The 18,752-nt window shown below is 66.2% G+C and carries 18 protein-coding genes and 2 pseudogenes; 6 read left to right on the top strand and 14 right to left on the bottom strand.

The genetic code is table 11. The annotated features are described in order from the left end of the window. The 10 genes and pseudogenes from ABH935_RS48910 to ABH935_RS48865 all read right to left on the bottom strand — a co-directional run. Positions 1 to 592: pseudogene (locus ABH935_RS48910) on the bottom strand (transposase); the annotation flags it as partial. 204 nt (positions 593 to 796) lie between these two features. Then, entirely contained in the window at positions 797 to 2,074 is a 1,278-nt protein-coding gene (locus ABH935_RS48905; RefSeq protein WP_370384875.1) for an IS701 family transposase, read from the bottom strand. Next, the gene (locus tag ABH935_RS48900; RefSeq protein ID WP_370384874.1) at positions 2,071 to 2,625 is read right to left on the bottom strand and encodes a hypothetical protein; all 555 of its coding nucleotides are present in this window, start codon (positions 2,623 to 2,625) and stop codon (positions 2,071 to 2,073) included. The genes ABH935_RS48905 and ABH935_RS48900 overlap by 4 nt, the downstream gene beginning before the upstream one ends. Positions 2,626 to 3,382: 757 nt before the next feature. Continuing rightward, positions 3,383 to 3,649 (bottom strand): hypothetical protein, encoded by a 267-nt coding sequence (locus ABH935_RS48895; RefSeq protein WP_370384873.1) that lies wholly within the window; start codon positions 3,647 to 3,649, stop codon positions 3,383 to 3,385. A 1,141-nt stretch (positions 3,650 to 4,790) separates the two neighbouring features. Next, the gene (locus ABH935_RS48890; protein WP_370384872.1) at positions 4,791 to 5,006 is read right to left on the bottom strand and encodes an ANTAR domain-containing protein; all 216 of its coding nucleotides are present in this window, start codon (positions 5,004 to 5,006) and stop codon (positions 4,791 to 4,793) included. Between the two features lie 111 nt (positions 5,007 to 5,117). Continuing rightward, positions 5,118 to 5,312: pseudogene (locus tag ABH935_RS48885) on the bottom strand (transposase); the annotation flags it as partial. Between the two features lie 634 nt (positions 5,313 to 5,946). Further along, on the bottom strand, positions 5,947 to 7,401 hold the full coding sequence (locus ABH935_RS48880; protein WP_370384871.1) for an arabinose isomerase: 1,455 nt from the start codon (positions 7,399 to 7,401) through the stop codon (positions 5,947 to 5,949). Beyond that, complete coding sequence (locus tag ABH935_RS48875; RefSeq protein WP_370384870.1) at positions 7,398 to 8,012, bottom strand: L-rhamnose mutarotase; 615 nt, start codon at positions 8,010 to 8,012, stop codon at positions 7,398 to 7,400. Before ABH935_RS48875 ends, ABH935_RS48880 begins: the two co-directional genes overlap by 4 nt. Before the next feature lie 1,071 nt (positions 8,013 to 9,083). Then, positions 9,084 to 9,260, bottom strand: coding sequence for a hypothetical protein (locus ABH935_RS48870; RefSeq protein WP_370384869.1), 177 nt, complete (start codon positions 9,258 to 9,260; stop codon positions 9,084 to 9,086). Positions 9,261 to 9,486: 226 nt separating this feature from the next. Then, positions 9,487 to 9,990: a response regulator transcription factor gene (locus tag ABH935_RS48865; protein ID WP_370384868.1), complete on the bottom strand. Its 504-nt coding sequence runs from the start codon at positions 9,988 to 9,990 to the stop codon at positions 9,487 to 9,489. Positions 9,991 to 9,997: 7 nt separating this feature from the next. Between ABH935_RS48865 and ABH935_RS48860 the strand changes: the two genes are divergently transcribed. From ABH935_RS48860 to ABH935_RS48845, 4 genes are all read left to right on the top strand, one after another. Next, positions 9,998 to 10,282, top strand: coding sequence for a hypothetical protein (locus ABH935_RS48860; protein WP_370384867.1), 285 nt, complete (start codon positions 9,998 to 10,000; stop codon positions 10,280 to 10,282). 637 nt (positions 10,283 to 10,919) lie between these two features. Further along, positions 10,920 to 11,564: a hypothetical protein gene (locus ABH935_RS48855; protein ID WP_370384866.1), complete on the top strand. Its 645-nt coding sequence runs from the start codon at positions 10,920 to 10,922 to the stop codon at positions 11,562 to 11,564. A gap of 128 nt (positions 11,565 to 11,692) precedes the next feature. Continuing rightward, positions 11,693 to 12,112: a DUF3224 domain-containing protein gene (locus ABH935_RS48850; RefSeq protein ID WP_370384865.1), complete on the top strand. Its 420-nt coding sequence runs from the start codon at positions 11,693 to 11,695 to the stop codon at positions 12,110 to 12,112. After that, positions 12,109 to 12,252 (top strand): SDR family NAD(P)-dependent oxidoreductase, encoded by a 144-nt coding sequence (locus ABH935_RS48845; protein WP_370384864.1) that lies wholly within the window; start codon positions 12,109 to 12,111, stop codon positions 12,250 to 12,252. Before ABH935_RS48850 ends, ABH935_RS48845 begins: the two co-directional genes overlap by 4 nt. Positions 12,253 to 12,409: 157 nt before the next feature. On the opposite strand, the gene ABH935_RS48840 is transcribed toward ABH935_RS48845, so the two are convergent. Next, on the bottom strand, positions 12,410 to 12,754 hold the full coding sequence (locus ABH935_RS48840) for a hypothetical protein (protein WP_370384863.1): 345 nt from the start codon (positions 12,752 to 12,754) through the stop codon (positions 12,410 to 12,412). A gap of 905 nt (positions 12,755 to 13,659) precedes the next feature. Here ABH935_RS48840 and ABH935_RS48835 point away from each other — a divergent pair. Together ABH935_RS48835 and ABH935_RS48830 are read left to right on the top strand one after the other, a co-directional pair. After that, positions 13,660 to 14,283 (top strand): NADPH-dependent F420 reductase, encoded by a 624-nt coding sequence (locus ABH935_RS48835; protein WP_370384862.1) that lies wholly within the window; start codon positions 13,660 to 13,662, stop codon positions 14,281 to 14,283. Between the two features lie 309 nt (positions 14,284 to 14,592). After that, the gene (locus ABH935_RS48830; RefSeq protein WP_370384861.1) at positions 14,593 to 15,003 is read left to right on the top strand and encodes a hypothetical protein; all 411 of its coding nucleotides are present in this window, start codon (positions 14,593 to 14,595) and stop codon (positions 15,001 to 15,003) included. Between the two features lie 1,109 nt (positions 15,004 to 16,112). Here the strand turns inward: ABH935_RS48830 and ABH935_RS48825 are convergent. Genes ABH935_RS48825 through ABH935_RS48815 form a run of 3 tightly spaced genes read right to left on the bottom strand, consistent with a single transcriptional unit; the run spans position 16,113 to position 18,383 of the window. After that, the gene (locus ABH935_RS48825) at positions 16,113 to 16,718 is read right to left on the bottom strand and encodes a DNA-binding response regulator (RefSeq protein WP_370384860.1); all 606 of its coding nucleotides are present in this window, start codon (positions 16,716 to 16,718) and stop codon (positions 16,113 to 16,115) included. Then, a complete protein-coding gene (locus ABH935_RS48820; RefSeq protein ID WP_370384859.1) occupies positions 16,715 to 17,836 on the bottom strand; it encodes a sensor histidine kinase in 1,122 nt (373 codons plus the stop codon). The genes ABH935_RS48825 and ABH935_RS48820 overlap by 4 nt, the downstream gene beginning before the upstream one ends. Positions 17,837 to 17,840: 4 nt before the next feature. After that, positions 17,841 to 18,383, bottom strand: a complete 543-nt coding sequence (locus tag ABH935_RS48815; RefSeq protein WP_370384858.1) for a hypothetical protein — start codon at positions 18,381 to 18,383, stop codon at positions 17,841 to 17,843. Between the last annotated feature and the right edge of the window lie 369 nt (positions 18,384 to 18,752).

Genomic DNA, 18,752 nt, shown 5'->3' with positions numbered 1-18,752 from the left:
CCCGAACTCATCCAGGCAGAACACGATCGTCGGTTCGCCCGGCTCGGGTATCACCTCGCCGTCGGCAATCGCGTACAGGTGCTCCACCCGGGCCTTCTTGACCGCGTAGTCCGGGTCCTTCGAGGTCTTCCAGGTCTTTATCCGTTGAAAGGAGACGCCTTCGTCACGGAGCAGGACCCGAAGGCCCTCGTGGGAGATGTCGTCGACCACCCCCTCGGCAACCAGGAAGTCCGCGAGCTTAGACAGGCTCCAGGTGGAGAACGGCAGGCCGTGCTCGACCGGCTTCGACTTCGCGATCTTCTTGATCTCCCGGCGTTCCGGCAGGTTGAACGTGCGGGGCCTGCCTCCGGCGTACTTCGGGTACAACGAGGCGAAATCCGTCGGCGTCGAAATTGTGGATCACATCGCGGACCCGGTCCTCGCCGGTGAACGTGACCTCGGCGATCTTCGCCACGGGCATCTTCTGCGCTGAGAGCAGCACCATCTGCGCTCGACGCCAGGTCACCACCGACCCCGTCCCACGCCGCACTATCCGCAGCAGCCGACGACCCTCGTCGTCGTCGATCTCCCGAACCTGCACCCGCTCAGCCATCTGCCAAGTCTGATACACCCGCCCCGTCGGCGGCACTCACCACACCGACGGGGCGAACATTGCCTGATACGGCACTAGTAGTGCTTTGTTAGGTTGTGTGTTCGTTGCGGAGGTCGGCGAGGGTGAGGGTTCTGGTGCAGGTGGGGCAGGTGCCGGTCCAGATCGCCAGGATGACCTGTAGTTCTCGCAGGACGTGGTAGACGGTCAGGCCGGCGCAGGGGCTTTTGGGTCGCTACGCAGCAGGGTGCAGAAGGCCTGGGCGGCGGTGGCCAGGGTGACGTGTCGGTGCCAGCCGGTGTAGCTGCGGCCCTCGAAGTGGTCGATGCCCAGGCCGTGTTTGAGTTCGCGGTAGTCGTGTTCGATACGCCAGCGGATCTTCGCCAGGCGTACCAGGGTGGGCAGGTCGGTATCCGGCGGGAGGGTGCTGAGCCAGTAGTTGGAGGGTTCTGGGGCGTCGTCGTCCCACTGGGCCAGGAGCCATTCGGCCGGGAGTGTGCGGTCGGAACCGTGGGAAATGGCCTTGTTGGCCGGGCGTACCCGCAGCGCGAGGAACTTGCCGGCCATCGCCGCGGTGGGGTTGTGGCCGGTGGCCCGGGTGCCGGTGCGCCAGCAGGTCTCGGTGAACGCCTGGCGTCCGGCTTCGACGGCCAGGGCTTTGACGCTCTGGGGCTTGTCCGGGTAGTGCGGTTTGGGCCAGGGGCCGCGGGACCCGGGGCAGATGTTCACGGTCACGGCGTGGCCGGGCTGGACGGACAACTCGGCGTTCGCGGCCAGCACGTAGGGCAGGCAGCGTGTGGACAAGGCGATGCGGAAGGCGGTGCTGTCACCGTAGGCGCTGTCCGCCACGATCGGGCGGGCCGGCAGGCCCCAGCCGGTGATCTGGTCGAGCTGGTCTATGGCGAGTTGGTGTTTGGTGGGGTGCCGAACCGCGTCGGGGATCTTGCAGTGCTCGCGCTGGGTCCTGGTTCGTGTGAGCATCTCTTGGGCCTGTTGTTCATCTCCTGCCTTGGGCGGGATGTGATCGTCCCAGCACTCGGGCAGGAACAGCCGCCAGTTCGCGGCCATGGAGGCGTGATCGGTCACCAGCTGCACGCTGACGGCGACCTGACAGTTCCCGATCTTGCCCAATGCCCCGCAGTACTGCGGGGCGACCCCGGGTGAGGCTGTCCCGTCCTTGGGGAACCCGACATCGTCCACGGCATAGGCCTCGGGGTTGATCACATCGAACATGCGCAGTGCCAGGACACGTCGGACCTCGGTGTAGTTCCAGGTGGAGGAGGTGATGAACTGCTGCAGACGTTGATGGTCGATCCCGAGTCGCTCGGCCATCGGCTGCATCGACTTGCGTTTGCCGTCGGTCATCAGGCCACGCAGATACAGCATCCCCTTGTCCCGCTGATCCGCCCTGGCCAGATCCGTGAAGACCTCAGCGGCGAACTCCTCCAACCGAGGCAGCACCTCGATCATCTGATCCGGTGTCATACCTCGCAGCATGACACCGAACCACAACCTGACAAAGCACTACTAGACGCCCGGCCGGAGTCCTCGGCGTCGATGATCCTGTGGTCGTCGATCGACAACATGAGCCGTCGGTTGGCGGACACGATCATGCCGACCTGGCGTGACGCCTGGTACGGAAGAATCCTCCCGGTGGATTCGCTGTTCACGATGCTTGCCGATCGAGAGGCCGACGCCCGCGCGCTGAGGACCTCCGCGGTCGGATTGCCGAGCTCGCCGAGCAGCTGGACGCCACCGAGACCGAGCTGTCCCGGCTGGCGATCACCCGCGAGACCATGCTGGCGCTGGGATACTCCGAAGAGGCCGAGCCCGAGCCCGATCCGGTGACCGCCCAGCTGGCCTACCGGCAGATCCTGGTTGCCTTCGAAACGCCGTCGGCGGCCTACGCGCTGGTGATCTGTGCCGGTTGCTCGACGCGGAGACTGAGCCGAAACATCGCGAGGCATGCGCCAGCGACTCAACTGCCTGGCCGGACGTGGAATCCTGACCGAGACCGAACCGGGCTTGTTCACCATGGCACGGGCCTCGGACCAGTAGACCCGTCCAGCGCGTGGCATCTCACAGTGGGCGAAAGCGATCCTCGACGGCCCAGTTCGCGGGGAGCTCGGAGCGAATCCGACCCAGCAGCGACTCGGCCTGAGCGTTGAACGACTCGCGCTCTTGCATCGTTCACCGGCCGGGAGAGGTTGGGCCGTTCCAGTCCACCGATGACTGATATCTGTCAGCGGGTCGGTCGTGTTCCGCGCGGGTCTTTTCGCCCACCGGCAGCCGTCGTGAATCACACGGATAGCCGACGACTCCGAACGCGATCGGCCGACCTGTATGGAGGTGCTGCGCCTACCTGCGCATGCCGTACGACCCGTACGATCCCGCCGCTGAGCTGGCCGTGCGCCAGGTCCGCACTACTGAACAGAGTGGAACCCGGCTAATACCGCCAACCGGCCCCAGACGATCGCAGGGTGCAGGGCACCGGACACGACGGCCCCCTCGTAACAGTGCGTATTTTTCGTAGAACCCATCATCACGCGGAGGCCGTCACCCTGCCCGGCGAATCGTCGAACACGCCAGCCCGGAGCTGCGTCAGCTCGTCACCGCCTCGCAGAGGCGGAACACGCCCTCAACCTGGTTCCCAAACCAGGAGCAGAGCCTTGATCAATTCCTGAGGTTAAACAGCAAGCTCAGCTCAGATTCCAGCACGTCTGAGACTCGCGAAGGTACCCAAACCCAGCGCGAAGTCGACGTCACGGCGATATCTCAGGCGCCCTCAACGCTCTACGACTGGAACCAGTACTCATCCCACACGGGACCACCCGCTCTGTTGTTCCACTCGTAGTTGCAGGCGTACGCCTGAGCGAGCAGCTCGTTCACAGCGTCATTGCCATCGACCCGGCAGGCGGTTTCGTTATAGAAGAAGCGGCCGGAGTAGACCCAAGCATTTGGGCTGACGGTCGACGATGTACTGACTGTGGTGTTCGCGGAGGCTGTCGCGCTCATCGAGACACCACCGACTCCGAGCACGGCGGTGAAGAGAGCGGGCACGACGGCACACCTTCTGAGATGCATCGCGATCCCTTCTGATCGGCCGCTACGAGCTTAGCGGCGTGTTTCGACAAAGTATCCGGCCAACGTGTCAGAAGCCTGCTATAGACCTGCTGTCTCGGTCTCTGCGAGATCAGAGTGACTTCGGGAACGATTTCTGGTTCTTGACCTTCTTGCGGATGCCATTGATGCGCTCTCGGGAGGCATGGCCGCTGCGTTCTCGCTTACGCCCCGAAGGCCTCCATCGAGGGCCAGCTGCTGGAAGCCAAGGACACCATGTAGAAGATGCTCGCCGTCATCATCCCGCACACCGACGACGAACGCCGTCGTCGACGACGTCCACAGCGCCTTGGACCAGCTCCTGCAGCAGCTCACCGGCGTCTCACCCCGGCCGGCCTGAAGCCGCGCCAGATCGGGGTCCCTCCGACAGCGACCCCGCTTCCCATCGTCAAAGTGCGCCAGGCCGCCATCGGATACTGTGGGGCATGGGAGCTGATGGGCAGGCTGGCGCGATGCTCCCGGCGACGCCGCGTTCGCGCAGCGACTATCGCACGATCCTGCGAAGCTTCGCCACCTGGCACCACCTGCGGCGCCTTCGCGCGATCGTAGACCGGCAGCCGCTGACCCAGAACCCTGGCCCGCCAACTCATGAACGGCGGCTCGGTCTCGGTGCCCGACCGCGTCGCGGGGCTTCCTCGTCCTGCTGTACGCTCAACGCGCCGTGCGCATCACCCAGCTGACGACCAAGCACGCCACCGCCACCGACAACGGCGTGGAACTCCTCCTCGCCGAGGGACCGATCCTGTTGCCGTCAGCATTCGGAGACCTGGTCATGATGCTCATCGACGACCGTCGCGGAGCCACTCCGACCGCGCCTGAAGACAGCGTGTGGCTCTACCCGGGATCCCGGCTCGGACGTCCGCTGGCCCCTAGCGACCTGACGAGGAGGCTACGAGAACTCGGCATCTCACCGACCCTCGGCCGCAACACCGCGCTGATGGAGATGGCCGCCGAGATGCCCGCCGCCGTCATCACACGGATGCTCGGCATCAGCCTCGACCGAGCCACACGCTGGACCCAAGACGCGGGCAACACCCGACTCGGCTACGCCGCACAGCTCGCACGCCGGGCCGGCCGACTACTACGCAGCAGGACCATCGAACCGCAACCGGCCCGCCATGACATCGGCCGCGACCTCTACGATCCCCCGCCCATGAGCATCGGCATAAGCCTTCAACTTCACCAGCGCCTCCGCACCGGAAAACCCGAGCTGAGCGCTTACCACTCCGCTGGCTTGGTGGACCTGGGCAGACATCAACGCCCCGTTCTGCTCAGCCCTGCCGACGTCCTGGTTCACGCTGCTACCCCGGTTTTCGATCGGTTCGCTCGGTACTGCGGGCTAAGCCGATGGCCGGGCATGCCCGATGCTACAACCGAGCCGTCCTCGCGGTCGGCATACCAGCCGAGCCTTGCCACGGCCGTAGGTGTGGCAGAAATACCGGTGCGGGGAGGTGTTCGCGTCCCGGCGCAGCCACGGCGACACGTCCACGGCCAGCACCAGCCGACCGTCCGCGGCCTGAGGTAGCGGTGCGTCGTTCATTGCCTCACGCAGGCTGCCGATGTCCAGGCTGCCGTGGTTGATCCTGTCGTACAACGCTGTCTCGGCACACCTCGGCCCAGATGCGTCAGTCAGCTGCTCACCAACCGAGACTGCCTGACCATGCACCAGCTACGCACCGGAGCTCACCTCACTGGAGTGGGTCTGGTGACTGATCAAAGCAAGCCTGGGCAACCGGGCACCACGCCTCGGCGCCATAGACCAACTCGCCCGCCTGATCAGCACTCGGCTATGCCGGATCCAACACCGCACTGACCGGCTACTCGACCGCTACATCAAAGACGCCGGACTCGCACTCGAGCCCCCGTAACCTCACGAATTCACCTTGAGTAAGCCCCGTATTCGGTCAGATCATGACCCGCCGGCGAGGGCCGGGAACTGCCGCTGCGCGGCGAGGAAGGAACCTGCAGCGAATGGCGGCTCCTGGCCGCCTGCCACAACCTGCGCAAAGCCATCCGCGATAGCGGGAACACGAGACCGGTCGCCGCCCAAGCCTGACGATCCGGCCGGAAACCCGCCGCAGCGCCATGCCGAGCCCGGCCAACATCACACCAAGCCCACTACCGCGACACCAGCATCGCACAAAACAGTCCGCGAGGCCCTCAACCGGTCCACAACCGCCCGTCGGCCTATCACCAGCCGTGCAACGCGACGGTGCGGATTGGCGATTTTGAAAGGTCTACACGTTGACCTGTACCAGCTCGATCCCGAGCAGTTCCGCAGTGGCTTGAATCTCCGGGATGAGGTTGCCGGTGCCTAGTGCCCAGTGGTGCGAGATTCCGGTCGCGCTCCACGCGTCGGTCCACTCTCCGGGGTCGCAGCCGAAATCGACACGTGAGGTGGTGTTGCCGATTTGAAGCAGCGGGCCGTCGACCACCTGGCCGCTGGACGCGACGAAGCGAAACGTGCCATCGCGCAGTTGCGCGACTCCGAAGGTGGTGACGGGCCCGTGGGTCACATCGAACTCGACAGAGACGCCCCAGCCGCGCTTGCCGTGGTAGACCCCAAGACCCCGCAGCAGGGGTCGGCGTCCGCTGATCGCCAGGTGGGCAGGGCCGTCGTGGCCCATTTCGACAACGTTGTCGCGGAAGTTGAGAGCCTGCAGCTCAGTGAACGAACCGCCGCCGCCGAGCCGGTCGAGGATGAGCATCGCCAGCGAAGTGCGCAGCTCGTACTCGCCGACGGTCGGCACGCCGCGTGCGGTGAGTAGCGACGCGCCGAGGATCATGCCGGCGCCGAGCCGTTCGTGCTGTTCGCCTTCCAGGCCTCGGTGGTAGTAGGCCACGCTGTCCAGCGAGAAGTCCTCGACCAGCCGGTCGAGTCCGACTGAGACCCTTGCCGCCCAGCGGAAGTCCTCGTCCTGGACGGTGGGGTCGAGGTCGAAGACGTCACAGGCTACTGCCATGCGCTCGGCTACCTGAGCCTCGGTGACCGCCGCGGTTCGCACTCGCAGATCGTCGAACTCCAGAACCTCCACGTGACCGCCGAGGTTCGCGGGGACCAGGGTGAGGTCGGTTGAGACGTCAAGCATGCCGGGGTATAGGTGGCCCATGAGGCCGTGTCGTCCGTGCCGCAGCATGCCGCGGACGCCAGCCGCCTGGATCCACCTGCCGATCCGGATCCAGGCCCGCTCGTCCTCCAGGTAGCCCGATACCGAGCGGAAGGGGATGCCACAGCGTAGGAAGGTATTGGACATCTCCGGCAGCGGGCAGGCACCACAGTAGGCCAGCCACTGGCCGGTGTCGAAGCTCGCGTGGTCCATTGCCTGGGTGGGCTGCAGGTTGATCAGCAGTACGGGCGCACCGCTGCGCTGTGCGATCGGTACAATCATTGAGGCGGTCATATAGGTGGTGAGGAAGCCAACGATGATGTCGCAGTCAGCCATCCGAAGCTGTTCGGCGGCGCGGGCGCCATCCTCGGCGTCCGAGATGAACCCGGCGTCGACCACCTCGCAGTCCAGTGCACGCATCCGCTCGGCAACTCGGGTGGCCGAGCGCTGCAACTGCGGCAGCAGGTCGGGGAATTGCGGCCAGTAGGCGCCGAGCCCGCCGGCGACGAGGCCGACTCTCGTGCGTCGCGTTGTGATCCGCCGCAGCCCAGGGACACCTTTGGCGAGGTTGGGCGTCGTGGTCATGGCTGGTTTCCTCCTTGGAGCCCGAGCAGTTGGTCGTCAAGGTTGAAGATCTCGTCGAGCAGCTGGAGGCTCTCGTCCGGCCGGCGGTCGTCGAGCCCCGTGAAATAGCGGCTCATCTCGGCCTGCCAGCGGACGTTCGCCTCGGTGTCGGCGATGGCCGCCTGGGCGGCGCCCAGATCGTCGGCCTCGACGTAGCCGACCAGGAGCCCATCGCCGCTGGCGAAGATCGAGTAGTTGCGCCAACCGGCCGCAGCCAGCGCGTGGAGCATCTCCGGCCACACCCTCTGGTGCCGCGCCCGATACTCATCGAGCAGTTCGGGTTTTACCCGCAACAGGAAGCAGTAGCGGCTCATTCGATCCCTTTCGTGTCGGGACGACCGCAAGTCCGTTCTGTCGGTCGCGGCACGTTCCTGCAGTCGCTCGGGCCGCCGCGGCCGCAAAGGAGTTGGCCGGTCGAAGGGCATCGCCCGCGACGAGTAGCCCCCTGGCGGGATGAGCCCGTGGGCGATTGCCTCGTTCCAGAAGGACACGATCTTGGTGACGACGAGCGCCTCGTTGAACCGCCTCGAGGCTGGCTCCCGGCTCGCCGCCGTCAACGATGGCGACGCCACCGACGATAACCGTCGAGACGATGGTCGGCGCGTGGTGGCTGTTCACGATGCCCTTGCTCCGCTGTGAAGGGCGTGGACTTGCGCCCCGCCAGTCCAGTCAGCCTCCCCCTGACGAAGGATGCGCGAGGCACTCGGCACACGGTGAGCACCCTGGTCCGTGAGCCGGTGGACGATAGACGTGACCGCAGCCTCCTGCCAACGCAGGGTGCGCATCACCTCGAAGACCAGGTTCGGGGTTGAGGGCGACCGACGCGGCGGCCGGCTAGCCTGTTTCCGGCGGATCGGAGTCCAGCAACGGCTCCGTCGCGCTCTCGACGATCTGCGGCCGACCACCGACAGGTCGCGTGCCTTGCGCGCTGGTCGGTGTTCGACGCCAGGACGGCGGAAAACCTCGATGGCGACCCGATGCTTTGCGGCACGGTCGATCTGGTGGGCGGGGCAATGCCGGAGGCCAGTGAAGGTGTTCTCGGCGTCGTCGAGGTCGGGGACCGCCGGGCGACGTGCGATCAGCACCCGACCACCGTCGGATTGGCATACGCAGATGAGGATCTTCGCGAGGGACGCGTCGCGAGTGCCGTTCCTACCCAGCGGGCCTTGAGCCTCGACGGGGTGGAGCCTGGCCGATCCGTCCTCTGCGGCCTTGACGGAGTCCAACTGCATAGCTGCCGTCGCAGGAACCGGCAGCAGACTTGTAGCGTTCGGACCACTCATCCTGCTGAACCTTCCCGTGATTGAAACCTTTTAATATTTTCTCGGACGGTAGCCCTGGAGGAGTCATAGGGTCAAGGCGCCGTCCGGTTTCGTTACCGTGGCGTTCCCTGGTGGCAGCGCTTGCGCTTGGACTAGGCGCTGTAAGAGGTATCGGCACGACGCGGCCTTCTGGGTGACAACGCCGCCAGGTGTTCCGGTGCAGATGCGCATACCGTTCCGGATGATGTTGTGAAACGATTTAAACGATCTTGATTTGAGGTCGACACGACCGGCGAATCGTGGGCACCCTTGGGTGGGTCGGCGCGGGCGTGGACACGCCGACCCCGTGCCGTGGCTTGGGGCGCCATGGCGGCTTGGTTGTCATCTGGGCCGGATCTGCGGCACGACGGCGCCGAACGTCAACGCGGCGAGGACCACGATCACCCACGGGACCGCGGACCAGGCACCGATCGCGCTCAGCGCCCCGGCGGCCAGGAGAGCAGGCCCGGCACAGCAGATCACCGCGAGCAGCACGGCGCCGATCCCGATGGCGGACACACCGCTGCCGCGCCGGCCGGGGTCACGTCTTGGGGTCGACTCTTGATGAGGAGTCGAGTTACCCTCGACCCCGCCAATCTCTCCTGCTGCGCCGGCTGACGCCGGAACCCGCCGTGCCCGCCGACCCCGTCCAGCCGCTGCCGACGACGCCTCAGAGATCAACCGCGAGTCAGTGGGTGCGCCTCACGCTCGGGTTCCAGGAGACCTCGTCGGTGTCGGTCTCCGGTTACGAGCCTCCGCGGTTCGGCAGTCCGCGGTCGATCGCGGCGGCGGCGAGTTCGGTGCGGTTGGCCTTATCGAGCTTGGTGAAGATGTGCGAGAGGTGCGTCTTCACCGTACCGCGGCTCATGAAGAGGCGGACACCGATCTGCGGGTTGGTGAGGCCTTCGGCGACGAGGCGGACGACTTCGAGCTCGGTCGGGGTGAGGCTCGACCAGCCGGCGGCGGGTCGGCCCCGGCGGCCGCGGGCCCGGCGGACGTATTCAACGCCCTGGTCGAGGGCGAGCCGTGTACCCTCTGCGGCCGCGCGGTCGAACGCTGTCTCTCCCAGCGCTCGCCGGAGTTTGGCAACCATTTTCTCGTAGGCCCGCTGCTGGTCGGTCCCGCGAGGCAGGCCGTTCATGGCGCGCGGCGACCCCGTCGCATACAGCACACGCACGTCGTCGGGCGTTGGGTTGGATGTCCGAACCGATGCAGGCAAGCGCTTCAAGGCTGTCGGGCCGCGCAGCACGCAGTCCATGGTCGACGCGGATGGTCAGCGCCGCATGGTGGAGTTCGACGGCGCGGTTAAGGCCGTCCGGTTCGGCGGCGGCGAGTTCGGCCTGCGCGGCATATGTATCCGCCAGGGGACCAGGAAGCTGCAAGCGTCGAGCGGCATCAACGGCCCGGTCGAGCGCCGCCAGCGCCTCGTCGTGGCGGTCGGCGGCGGCGAGCGCCGCACCAAGCCGGGGGCGGCGCCGGACCGGCGAGCCGGGTCGCGACGCCCCGGTCGGTGGAGCCGGCGGCCGGCTGCAGCCAGGTGACGGCGGTCTGTGGTCATCTCGGCGCATCGACAGCGCCGCCATGGTCTGGAAGTCAGCAGCGTGAACAGGACGCCTCGGTGGTGCTGCAGACGCTGCCGGACGGACTCATCGATGATCGCTTCGGCCTCGGCGTGCCGGTCCCGCAGGTGAAGGATCATGGCCTGCAGCGCCCGTGCGCCACTTAGCACGAAGGTGTTCCAGCCTACCCGGGCCGCGTCATGGGCCCGGTCGCGCAGTCGCCACGCCTCGTCGAAGTTCGTATAGAAGGAGCCGACCGCCAATAGGTTCAGGCACAGCGCGCGCAGCCCTTCGTCGCCGACATCGCCGGCCAGTTCGCGCGTGGCCGCGTCGTACTCGACGTCAGGTCACCAGCCGGTGCCGGGAAAGCAACCCGCCGGCCTGCGCCTTCTCCATGCCGCGTTCGACGAACGACGTCAGGTGGGCCTGCACGTTGTGGGGCACCCGGGCGATCGGACGCGCAACCGTCGGCCACCTGTCTGCCGCCCATGGAGCACACAATGCCCGGTCCGGCTGGCAGCCGCAGGGGCAAGTGGTGGATCGAACCCGGGCACGCTTGACCCGGCGTATTGGCCAGAAGGCAGATGTTTCCCGCATCCGCGGGGCGGAGGCTGGATCCATGACATCCGATCCACAACCGGCCACCGGGCCGCCTATCGTCTCGCCGACGAACCCCCGCTACACCGCTGCGATGGGCCCCGGCCCAAGACGCGCGGCCCATCGAACGGGGTCGCACATCTGGAACATTCTCCACGACGGCCCGGGCCCGTCTAGCACGGCCGAGGCCGAGCAGCTGGACTTCGTGGCGTACCTCCGGTTCCTCACCGAACGCGGACACAACTTCATCCGGCTCTGGCGTTGGGAGCAGTTCCGGTCCGAGGCGGCGAGCTGCAACTGCCACTTCGACATGTCGCCGCAGCCGAGGGCGCGAACCGGAGCGGGCACGGCCAAGGACGGTAAGCCCCGCTTCGACCTTGATCAGGTCCGTGCCGGTGCTGCCGAAGCTCCCTGCTGTGCCTCAGTGCCGCAGCCGCGACTATCACCGGTACGGCACCGTCGGTCTGTTCGCCGTGCTGAACACCGCTACGGGACTGGATCGGCAAGGCCACCGCACGGCGCGCCCGCCGAGGACTTGGTCGAGGGCGATGCCGAGCGTTATCGAGCCGCAGATGACGAGGTCGACTGCGTCATGCTCGAGATCGTGCTGAGCGCGACCGTGCTTGGAGGACCCGCGCAACAGGCCGGGAGCGGTTTGTTGCCCTGAGCCGGAAAGCTGCTGACGGATCTTCGGCCCGTTGACCACAGACCTCCCGCCCGAGTCGAACGCCCGCTAACAGTGCTATGACAGTGCAATGGCAGTGGTATAGCAGGGTAGGTGTACAGCATCGATTTATGAAGATGAGCACTCCGGTGACCACCCGTGCTGAGGCGAAGATCACGGTCGCCAAGTACGAACCCTCGGCATACGACGAGCTGGCCGACGGCGGCAGCCTGACCAGAATCCACGTCGAGGAGAGCTTCGCGGGCGACATCGAAGCCGACGGCGTCGTGGAGTTCCTGCAAGCCGCGTTCGCCGACGGCTCGGCTAGCTTTGTCGGCGTCGAACGTGTCTCGGGCACGCTGGGTGGGCGCCGGGGCACGTTCCTGTTACTGGACCAGGGCACCGTCGCCGACAGCGTCGTCTCCGGCGAGTGGTTCGTCGTCCCGGGTTCTGCCACCGGCGAGCTGACCGGGCTGCGTGGCACCGGCGGCTTCATGGCGAACCTCGGCGAGGGTGCGGACGTGTGGCTCGACTACTGGTTCCAAGCATGAGCGGCAGCATCGACCGGCGCTCGCTGACCGGCAAGGCCGCGCTGGTCACCGGCGCCGCCACCGGTATCGGCAAGGCGGTCGCCGAGGACCTGGCGGCCGCGGCCGCCCGCGTCGTGGCCAGCCGCTCGCACACCTCGTAGCCGGCGAAGGCGGTGGTCGAGTCGATCACCTCTGTCGGCAGCACCGCCTTCGCCGTCGAGGCGGACGTGCATCACCGCGGCCAATACACCGCGATGGTGGACCGCCTGATCGAGGAGTTCGGCGGCTGCGACATCCGGGCTAACAGTTTTCGAGGACTCAGCCGTTCGCCGCCGCCACGTCCACCGTCGCCGAATACGACCCCTTCGACCCCGTACACCCCATCGCCTCCCCGCAACTTGTGCGTGACGTCGAGATCACCGACGTCCCCGCCGACGTGGCGTCGAACGCGTACACCTTGAGCCCGCACCCAGACCCAGGCACAGGGTTGCCGCAGTACGTGCTCATTGGAATCGGTGGTGCGCTGATCCGAGGCGTGTCCAGAGCCGTCAGCACTCCCGAGCCGGAGGCCGTGGGCTGTTGCCAGTACGTCGAGAAAAGCACCAGCAGAATCTCCTTTCCCTTCGCAACAGTGATCACCTTCCCTTTGTCCTGCTCGGTCACGTACACGGCACCCGCCGGCGCCGGCGGCAAACTCGGCCAACTCATGCTGACGCCCGGCCCCGTCGTTGCCCTGCCGCCCGTCGCTGCCGGACTGCCAACGGACGAGGTCGTAACCTCGTCGGAACTTGGCCCTGCTGGCCCCGAGGCCGTCGTCGACCTGCACCCATTCGCCGTGGCCAGCAGGAATGCAGTGAGCGGAATTGTCAGTGGCAGGACTGTTCGTCGATTCATGCCTCTCAGACGGCGGCGATCCAGGAACGGTTCCGCGGGGCGCAAACTTTCTCATCCGTCGTCCGCCTGCTCCATAGGGTCCGAAAGGCACGTTCACATCGTCGAGATCGGGTCACGGTACGTTGCAACGCACGAAGCGGCTGTCGCACGCATTGGCCAACCTGGATCAGCCGAGGCAGTAGGGGCGGGCTCGCTTTCGGTAACCGCCGGAGGCTTTCGAGGCGTGAGGCCCGGGCGCATCTGACGGACTCAATGATCGATGTGTGGCAATCGTCGGGCCGGACACCGATCCTTATCCCGCGACGGCACCGGTCGGGATAAATCCGAACAATGTCTCGTGAACGACCCGACAACGTTGCCGGCCCCGCACTCAACAGTATTTTGGCAGCTCCATGGCAGCGTCTTGGCAGCGGTGTTTGGTGTCCTGGTCAAATGCTTCGCAGAGATGACCCATCCGACCACGGGCGGTCCGGCGGCCGGTGCTGCCGCCTCTGCTTCCCTTTCAGTGATGGGTTCTCTGCTGCTGCCCTAGCGCGGTTCGCAATAGCCTGGCGTCCGCCTGGGGTCCCGAACATCGTCCGGGCGTTCTTTTCTCCCACGTTCTGCGCGCTTGTGGTCGCCTCAACGCAGCCGTTGCGCGTGCTCGTCGGATCTCTGTCTGAGGCGAGGGCTCAATGAAGGTAGGGATTATCGGTGCCGGCAGTCTGGGCACCGCACTGGCCAAGCGCTTGAAGATTGCAGGGCATCAGGTGATGCTCGGCTATAGTCGCGACACCGAGAAGTTGGCCGCGACGGCCGCCCGATTCGGTGTAATGAGTGGTACTCCCATCGATGTCAAGGCATGGGCCGAGGTCCTCGCCCTGACTGTGCCCTGGACAGCAGTTTCCGACGCGGTCGCGCTGCTCGGTGACCTCAGCGGCACTGTGATCTGGGACTGCACCAACTCGATGAAGCCGGACCTGAGTGCCCTACAGATCGGCACCGTTACGTCCGCCGGCGAGGAAGTGCAGCGTCTTGCGCCCGGAGCGCTCGTGGTCAAGGGAATCCCGACCTTCGCCGCTTTGCTCCACTCTGATAATCCATTGGTGGGAGGCAAGCCAGTTGGACTGTTCGTCGCGGGAGACAATGCCGAAGCCAAGGCGCTCGTAGGCAGACTCATGGCCGACTTGCCCGCTACTGTGATCGATGCGGGAGGGCTCGACGCCGCTCGCTTTATCGAGCCTGCCTGGGTGTTGTTAGTCCGCCTCGCCTATCGAGAAGGAATGGGGTCGCGTATCGCGCTCAATCTTGACCGTTGAATCGGCGGAACGCGATGCTGAACTATCCGGTGGAAGAACCAAAGACACCGACGACCGGGCGTTGGTCGCCAGCCACGGCCTGGGTGACCCGAACGTCTCCTTTATGAGCGACGTGACGATACACCGTATGGCGCGCCGTTCGACGACTCCAACGAGCCCAGGCTGTCAAATTCGGCAATCGGCTCGCCGTGGTGAACTCCCACCTTGACACGTCGAATGGTCCGACGTACGAGGTTCTGGTCATCCACGACTGACACGCAACAGGCCGACGCCGCTCCTGCCGAAAACGTCCGTACGGATTAGGATGGGGTGGACGAGGCTGGCATTTTCGAGCGTGACTGCACGCTGTGCTTCGATTCCCGACAATCTCCGAAGGAGAACCAGATCATGGCTTTCATCACTACAATTGACGTCTTGGGCCTGACGCCGACCGAGTACCGCGCGGTTCTCGACAAAATGGGGGTTGAGACGAATCCCGAGCCCGGGCTTTACCTTCACCTTACGGCGCGAATCGACGGTGGATATCGGATCACCGAGGTGTGGGACAGTACCGAGAATTTTGATGCATTCATGAAGGCTCGGCTCGCACCGGCTGCTGTCGCGATCGGCCTTCAACGGGAGATGGCGATCACACAGGAGCCGCTGTACAACATCTTTGCGCCCCGGTTGGAGGAAATGCCCGCACTCGTCGAGTCTGCGGAAGGGCGTCCGAGGCATTGATTCAGGCTGTGTTGGGCGTTGCGATCGGTCCATGACCGATCGGCTCCAAAGTGAACGGTCCCCGACGTACGGCTCCGATCGCGAAGGTTGAGCGGCGGCCGGGGCGGCGATCCTTCGACGGTGATGAAGTCCAGTTTGCGGCGCAGCCGGATGGTGCACGTCTTGTCGACGACCCCAGAGTCGACGATAGGCGGGCGGGACCGGGTGCCGGACGGCGGCGCGAAGACGTGCAGGCTGAGCTGGCCGGACATCTCTTGGAGCACCGCCATCGCGCGGACTTGGTCGTCCTGCGCGTCCAGCGGACGACTGTAGACGCCGAGACCGAACTCGCTGGCAGCGCCGCCGCGATGCTGGCGCCGCCCCCTTGGGCGACGCCCAAGGGGGCGGGACCCTGAGGAGCCTGGTTCACACAGCGTATCCGGACGACCAGCACCTGGCCGTCGCCGATCGCCGAACGATCCGCCCGCCGCTCCGGCCTTGAACAACGCCCTCGCCGCGTTCGGCCCGGCCAGCGGCATTGGAGCAGGCCGCAGTGGCGGAGAAGGGGCGGACGATGCCGGGCAAGACTGCGCGCTGACCGCTCAGGAGAATGATCGGGCCGATGAAGCGGCGTAACGTCGGCAGGCGCCGTCCGCCGCTCGCGGCGCTCTCGGCCTGGGTGGACCGCGGCCGGTGCTGGACGCGGTGGAGCGACCGCTCTGGGCGAATATGGTCTCGTGAGCCTTGCCGGATGCCTGGCGCGCTCGGGAGGCGGCGTGCCGACTCGGGCCCAGGCGCGACGGTCGCCGCCGCGTTGGCGAACGCACGATTAGCGCACGCGCCAGGCGCCAGGCGCGGGTGCCGGCCAGTGGCTGCAACACGGCCGTCCACGTCAGTGACGATCTGCACGTTCATCCCGGGGTGACCGGCGTTGCCCGAGTACGGGGCCGGATCCTTCTCCGGTCCAAGGCCTGGCATATATTTATTGCGCGAAGCCTGCGCGGACGGTTGATTCGGCGCGCGCGAGGTCTTCCAATGAGTCTCGTCGTCGCGGACCAGGCGGCGGTGCAGCAGGACCTGGAACCCGGTGTCGCCGTGGCTGCGCCGCACGACGTCGACGTGAATGTCCACTAAAGCCACCCGGCGTTGCGGGCGATGCGGATGGCGTCGATGCGGTTGCGTCCACCGACCTTGCTGATCGCGTTCGACAGATAGTTGCGTACGGTCGTAGGTGACAGTGACAGCTCCGCGGCGATCTGCTCGGTGGAGTTCCCGCTCTCGGCGGCGCGAAGGACGTCGACTTCGCGCCCGGTCAGCGGGGTGCTGCCGGTTTCCAGCGCGGCGGCCACCAGGTCGGGGTCGATGACTCGTTTGCCGTTGGCGACCTGGCGGATGCCGTCGGCGAGTTTCTCAGCTGGGGCGTCTTTGACGATGAAGCCCCGTACATGTACTTGGAGTGCCCGCAGTAGGTAGCCGGGGCGGCTCAGTCCGGTCAGTACGAGTGTGCGGCATTCGGGGAGTTGCTCGTGCAGGTGTTCGGCGGCGCTGAGCCCGTCCAGGCCTGGCAGGTCGATGTCGAGGACAGCGACGTCAGGTCGGGTGGCCAGTGCGGTTGGCACGATTTGGTCGCCGCGGTCGAGTTCGGCGACGATCTCCATGTCCTCCTCGAGGGACAGCAGCGCCACCAGGGCTCCGCGGATCATGTGCATGTCCTCGGCGATCAGGACCTTGATCATTCGGCCTCCTCGGGCAGTTGGACGGTGAGGCGGAACCGTCCATCCGTCGTGCGGACCGCGGTCAGGGTGCCGGACAGTGCCAGGGTTCGGGCGGCGAGGTCGGTCAGGCCGCCGCCTCGCTCGCCTACGGTCCCGGCGCCGTCGTTGACGATTTCCAGCTTTACCATGCCCTCGCTGCGACCCGCGATGATCGAGCAGGTCTGCGCTCGGCTGTGCCGCAGAACGTTGGTCACTCCCTCGCCTACCGCCCAGGCCAGGGTCCGTCGCAGCGGTGGTGACAGGTCGGTCAGGTCGAGCTCGATCGTGGACTTGACGCCGGCCGCCGACAGCACGGCTGCTGCGCCCTCAGCCTCGACGTTCAACGCGATCACGAGCTGGTCGCGGGCGACGGACCGCATGTCGTGCAGCGCATCGCGGGCCATGCCCGTCAGGCTGGAGATCTCCGTGCGTGCCGCTGGCGGGTCCCGATGCAGCAGACGTAGGGCGAAATCGCCCTTGAGGGCGATCGCCGAGAGCGTTTGTCCCAGCAGGTCGTGCAAGTCACGAGAGATGCGCAGACGTTCCTGCACGACGGCCAGACCCGCCAACTCCGCACGCGTGGCCTGCAACTCACGCAGGCCCGACACCAGACGTGCCGCGCCGAACAAGGCCACTCCGGCGACGAGTAGCGTCAAGACCACGTAGATGAAATCGCCCACGGCAGCAATCCAACCCGTCCGGATATGGGGGGCTGCTCCCAAGGTACCTGACACCAGGACCAGTATCGCGACCACCGCTGGCGCCAGCGAGCCACGCAGCATCATGAGCGTCGAGGCAACCACCAGGCACTGCATCTGTGACCAGTTCCAGGTGAGCCAAATCATCGGCACATACACCAGGGCGATGAGGGCAAAGAAGCTCAGCGGCCAACCGCGAGGGCGTTCTCTGCGAGCGGCTGCGAAGCTGTGCCGTAGCTGCAGTCCGACGAGCGCCAAAGACAACGCGGCCACCCCTATAGGGTTCCACGACGGGCCGCCGTCGGTTCCGAAGGTCGAGCCGACCCAGGCGATCCCGACAGCGGGTACGTGCATCGCGACCAGAAACCATCGAGCGCGACGCAGCGTCCCCGGCACGGACACTGAGTCAACCCTCATCCCGCTCAACACGCGGCCACCTCCGCGGTGATCGAGCGGACCGGTCGGTTTGAATCTGCAGCGCGGTCTTAACGACATCACTGCGAACCGTAACGACGCAAGTGCTCACGTTCCCGTTCCGCAGGAGCGCTCCAATCCCGCGACGCAGCGTCGCCTTGAGAGTCTCGTCGACGACGGTGTCGACGAGGTCCGAGCTTTCGGCGACGACAAGAGCCTCGATCCCAGCGGCGGTCAGCAGTGCGCGCAGACCATCCTCGACGGCCAACGGTAACCGCGATACCGATGCGCTCGCGGCGGATCCCCGATCGACTATCGCCTGTGGGCCGGCACCGAGCGCCACCGACGTCACGAAGTAGGGTCCCGATCGCGCGTCATGGAAGGCGAGCGGGACCGGCGCCGCAACCAGCGCTACGAACCACGATGTCGACCGCCGCGGCAGGAGAACGACGAGCACGGAGACCGCCAGCGAGGAGAACGCCCACAGCCGGCCGACCTCGACGAGGGGGAGCGCGCCGAAGATCATCACGGCCATTGCCGTCAGCGTCCACCGCGCTCCCGGTGCTCGCGCGCCCCGCACGGCATACACGACGTGCCTGAGGTTGAACGGAACGCTGATGGCGCTCGCCCTCGCGAACGGCACCAGGCGATCCGACGACCGCACCCCGTCCAGACTGACGACCTCCGCCGTCCGCTCCCGCACGTCAATGCGGGAGACGCATCCAGACAGGGGCGCTGCCGCGGCGAGGGCCATTGCACGCAATCCTCCTCGGACGAGGTGAGGCCACGCCAGCCGACGGATGCGTCAATAATCCTCCGGAACTCCTTCACCCAGGCAGATGCGGCTGTGGACGCCTGGCGATGACATTTGTCACCTGCGATCAACGACATCGGGATCTGTCGA

Origin of the sequence: Catenulispora sp. GAS73, from assembly GCF_041262085.1 — a bacterium.
Classification (GTDB): Bacteria; Actinomycetota; Actinomycetes; order Streptomycetales; family Catenulisporaceae; genus Catenulispora.
The sequence above is the reverse complement of the archived record's forward strand: the minus strand, read 5'-3'. Positions and strand labels throughout refer to the sequence as shown.

Excerpts from the sequence above, each read along its gene's own strand:
- ABH935_RS48905 (WP_370384875.1), bottom strand. The coding sequence starts at position 2,074 with ATGACACCGGATCAGATGATCGAGGTGCTGCCTCGGTTGGAGGAGTTC.
- ABH935_RS48900 (WP_370384874.1), bottom strand. The coding sequence starts at position 2,625 with ATGGTGAACAAGCCCGGTTCGGTCTCGGTCAGGATTCCACGTCCGGCC.
- ABH935_RS48880 (WP_370384871.1), bottom strand. The coding sequence starts at position 7,401 with ATGACCACGACGCCCAACCTCGCCAAAGGTGTCCCTGGGCTGCGGCGG.
- ABH935_RS48860 (WP_370384867.1), top strand. The coding sequence starts at position 9,998 with ATGGTCGACGCGGATGGTCAGCGCCGCATGGTGGAGTTCGACGGCGCG.
- ABH935_RS48855 (WP_370384866.1), top strand. The coding sequence starts at position 10,920 with ATGACATCCGATCCACAACCGGCCACCGGGCCGCCTATCGTCTCGCCG.
- ABH935_RS48850 (WP_370384865.1), top strand. The coding sequence starts at position 11,693 with ATGAAGATGAGCACTCCGGTGACCACCCGTGCTGAGGCGAAGATCACG.
- ABH935_RS48845 (WP_370384864.1), top strand. The coding sequence starts at position 12,109 with ATGAGCGGCAGCATCGACCGGCGCTCGCTGACCGGCAAGGCCGCGCTG.
- ABH935_RS48835 (WP_370384862.1), top strand. The coding sequence starts at position 13,660 with ATGAAGGTAGGGATTATCGGTGCCGGCAGTCTGGGCACCGCACTGGCC.
- ABH935_RS48825 (WP_370384860.1), bottom strand. The coding sequence starts at position 16,718 with ATGATCAAGGTCCTGATCGCCGAGGACATGCACATGATCCGCGGAGCC.
- ABH935_RS48815 (WP_370384858.1), bottom strand. The coding sequence starts at position 18,383 with ATGGCCGTGATGATCTTCGGCGCGCTCCCCCTCGTCGAGGTCGGCCGG.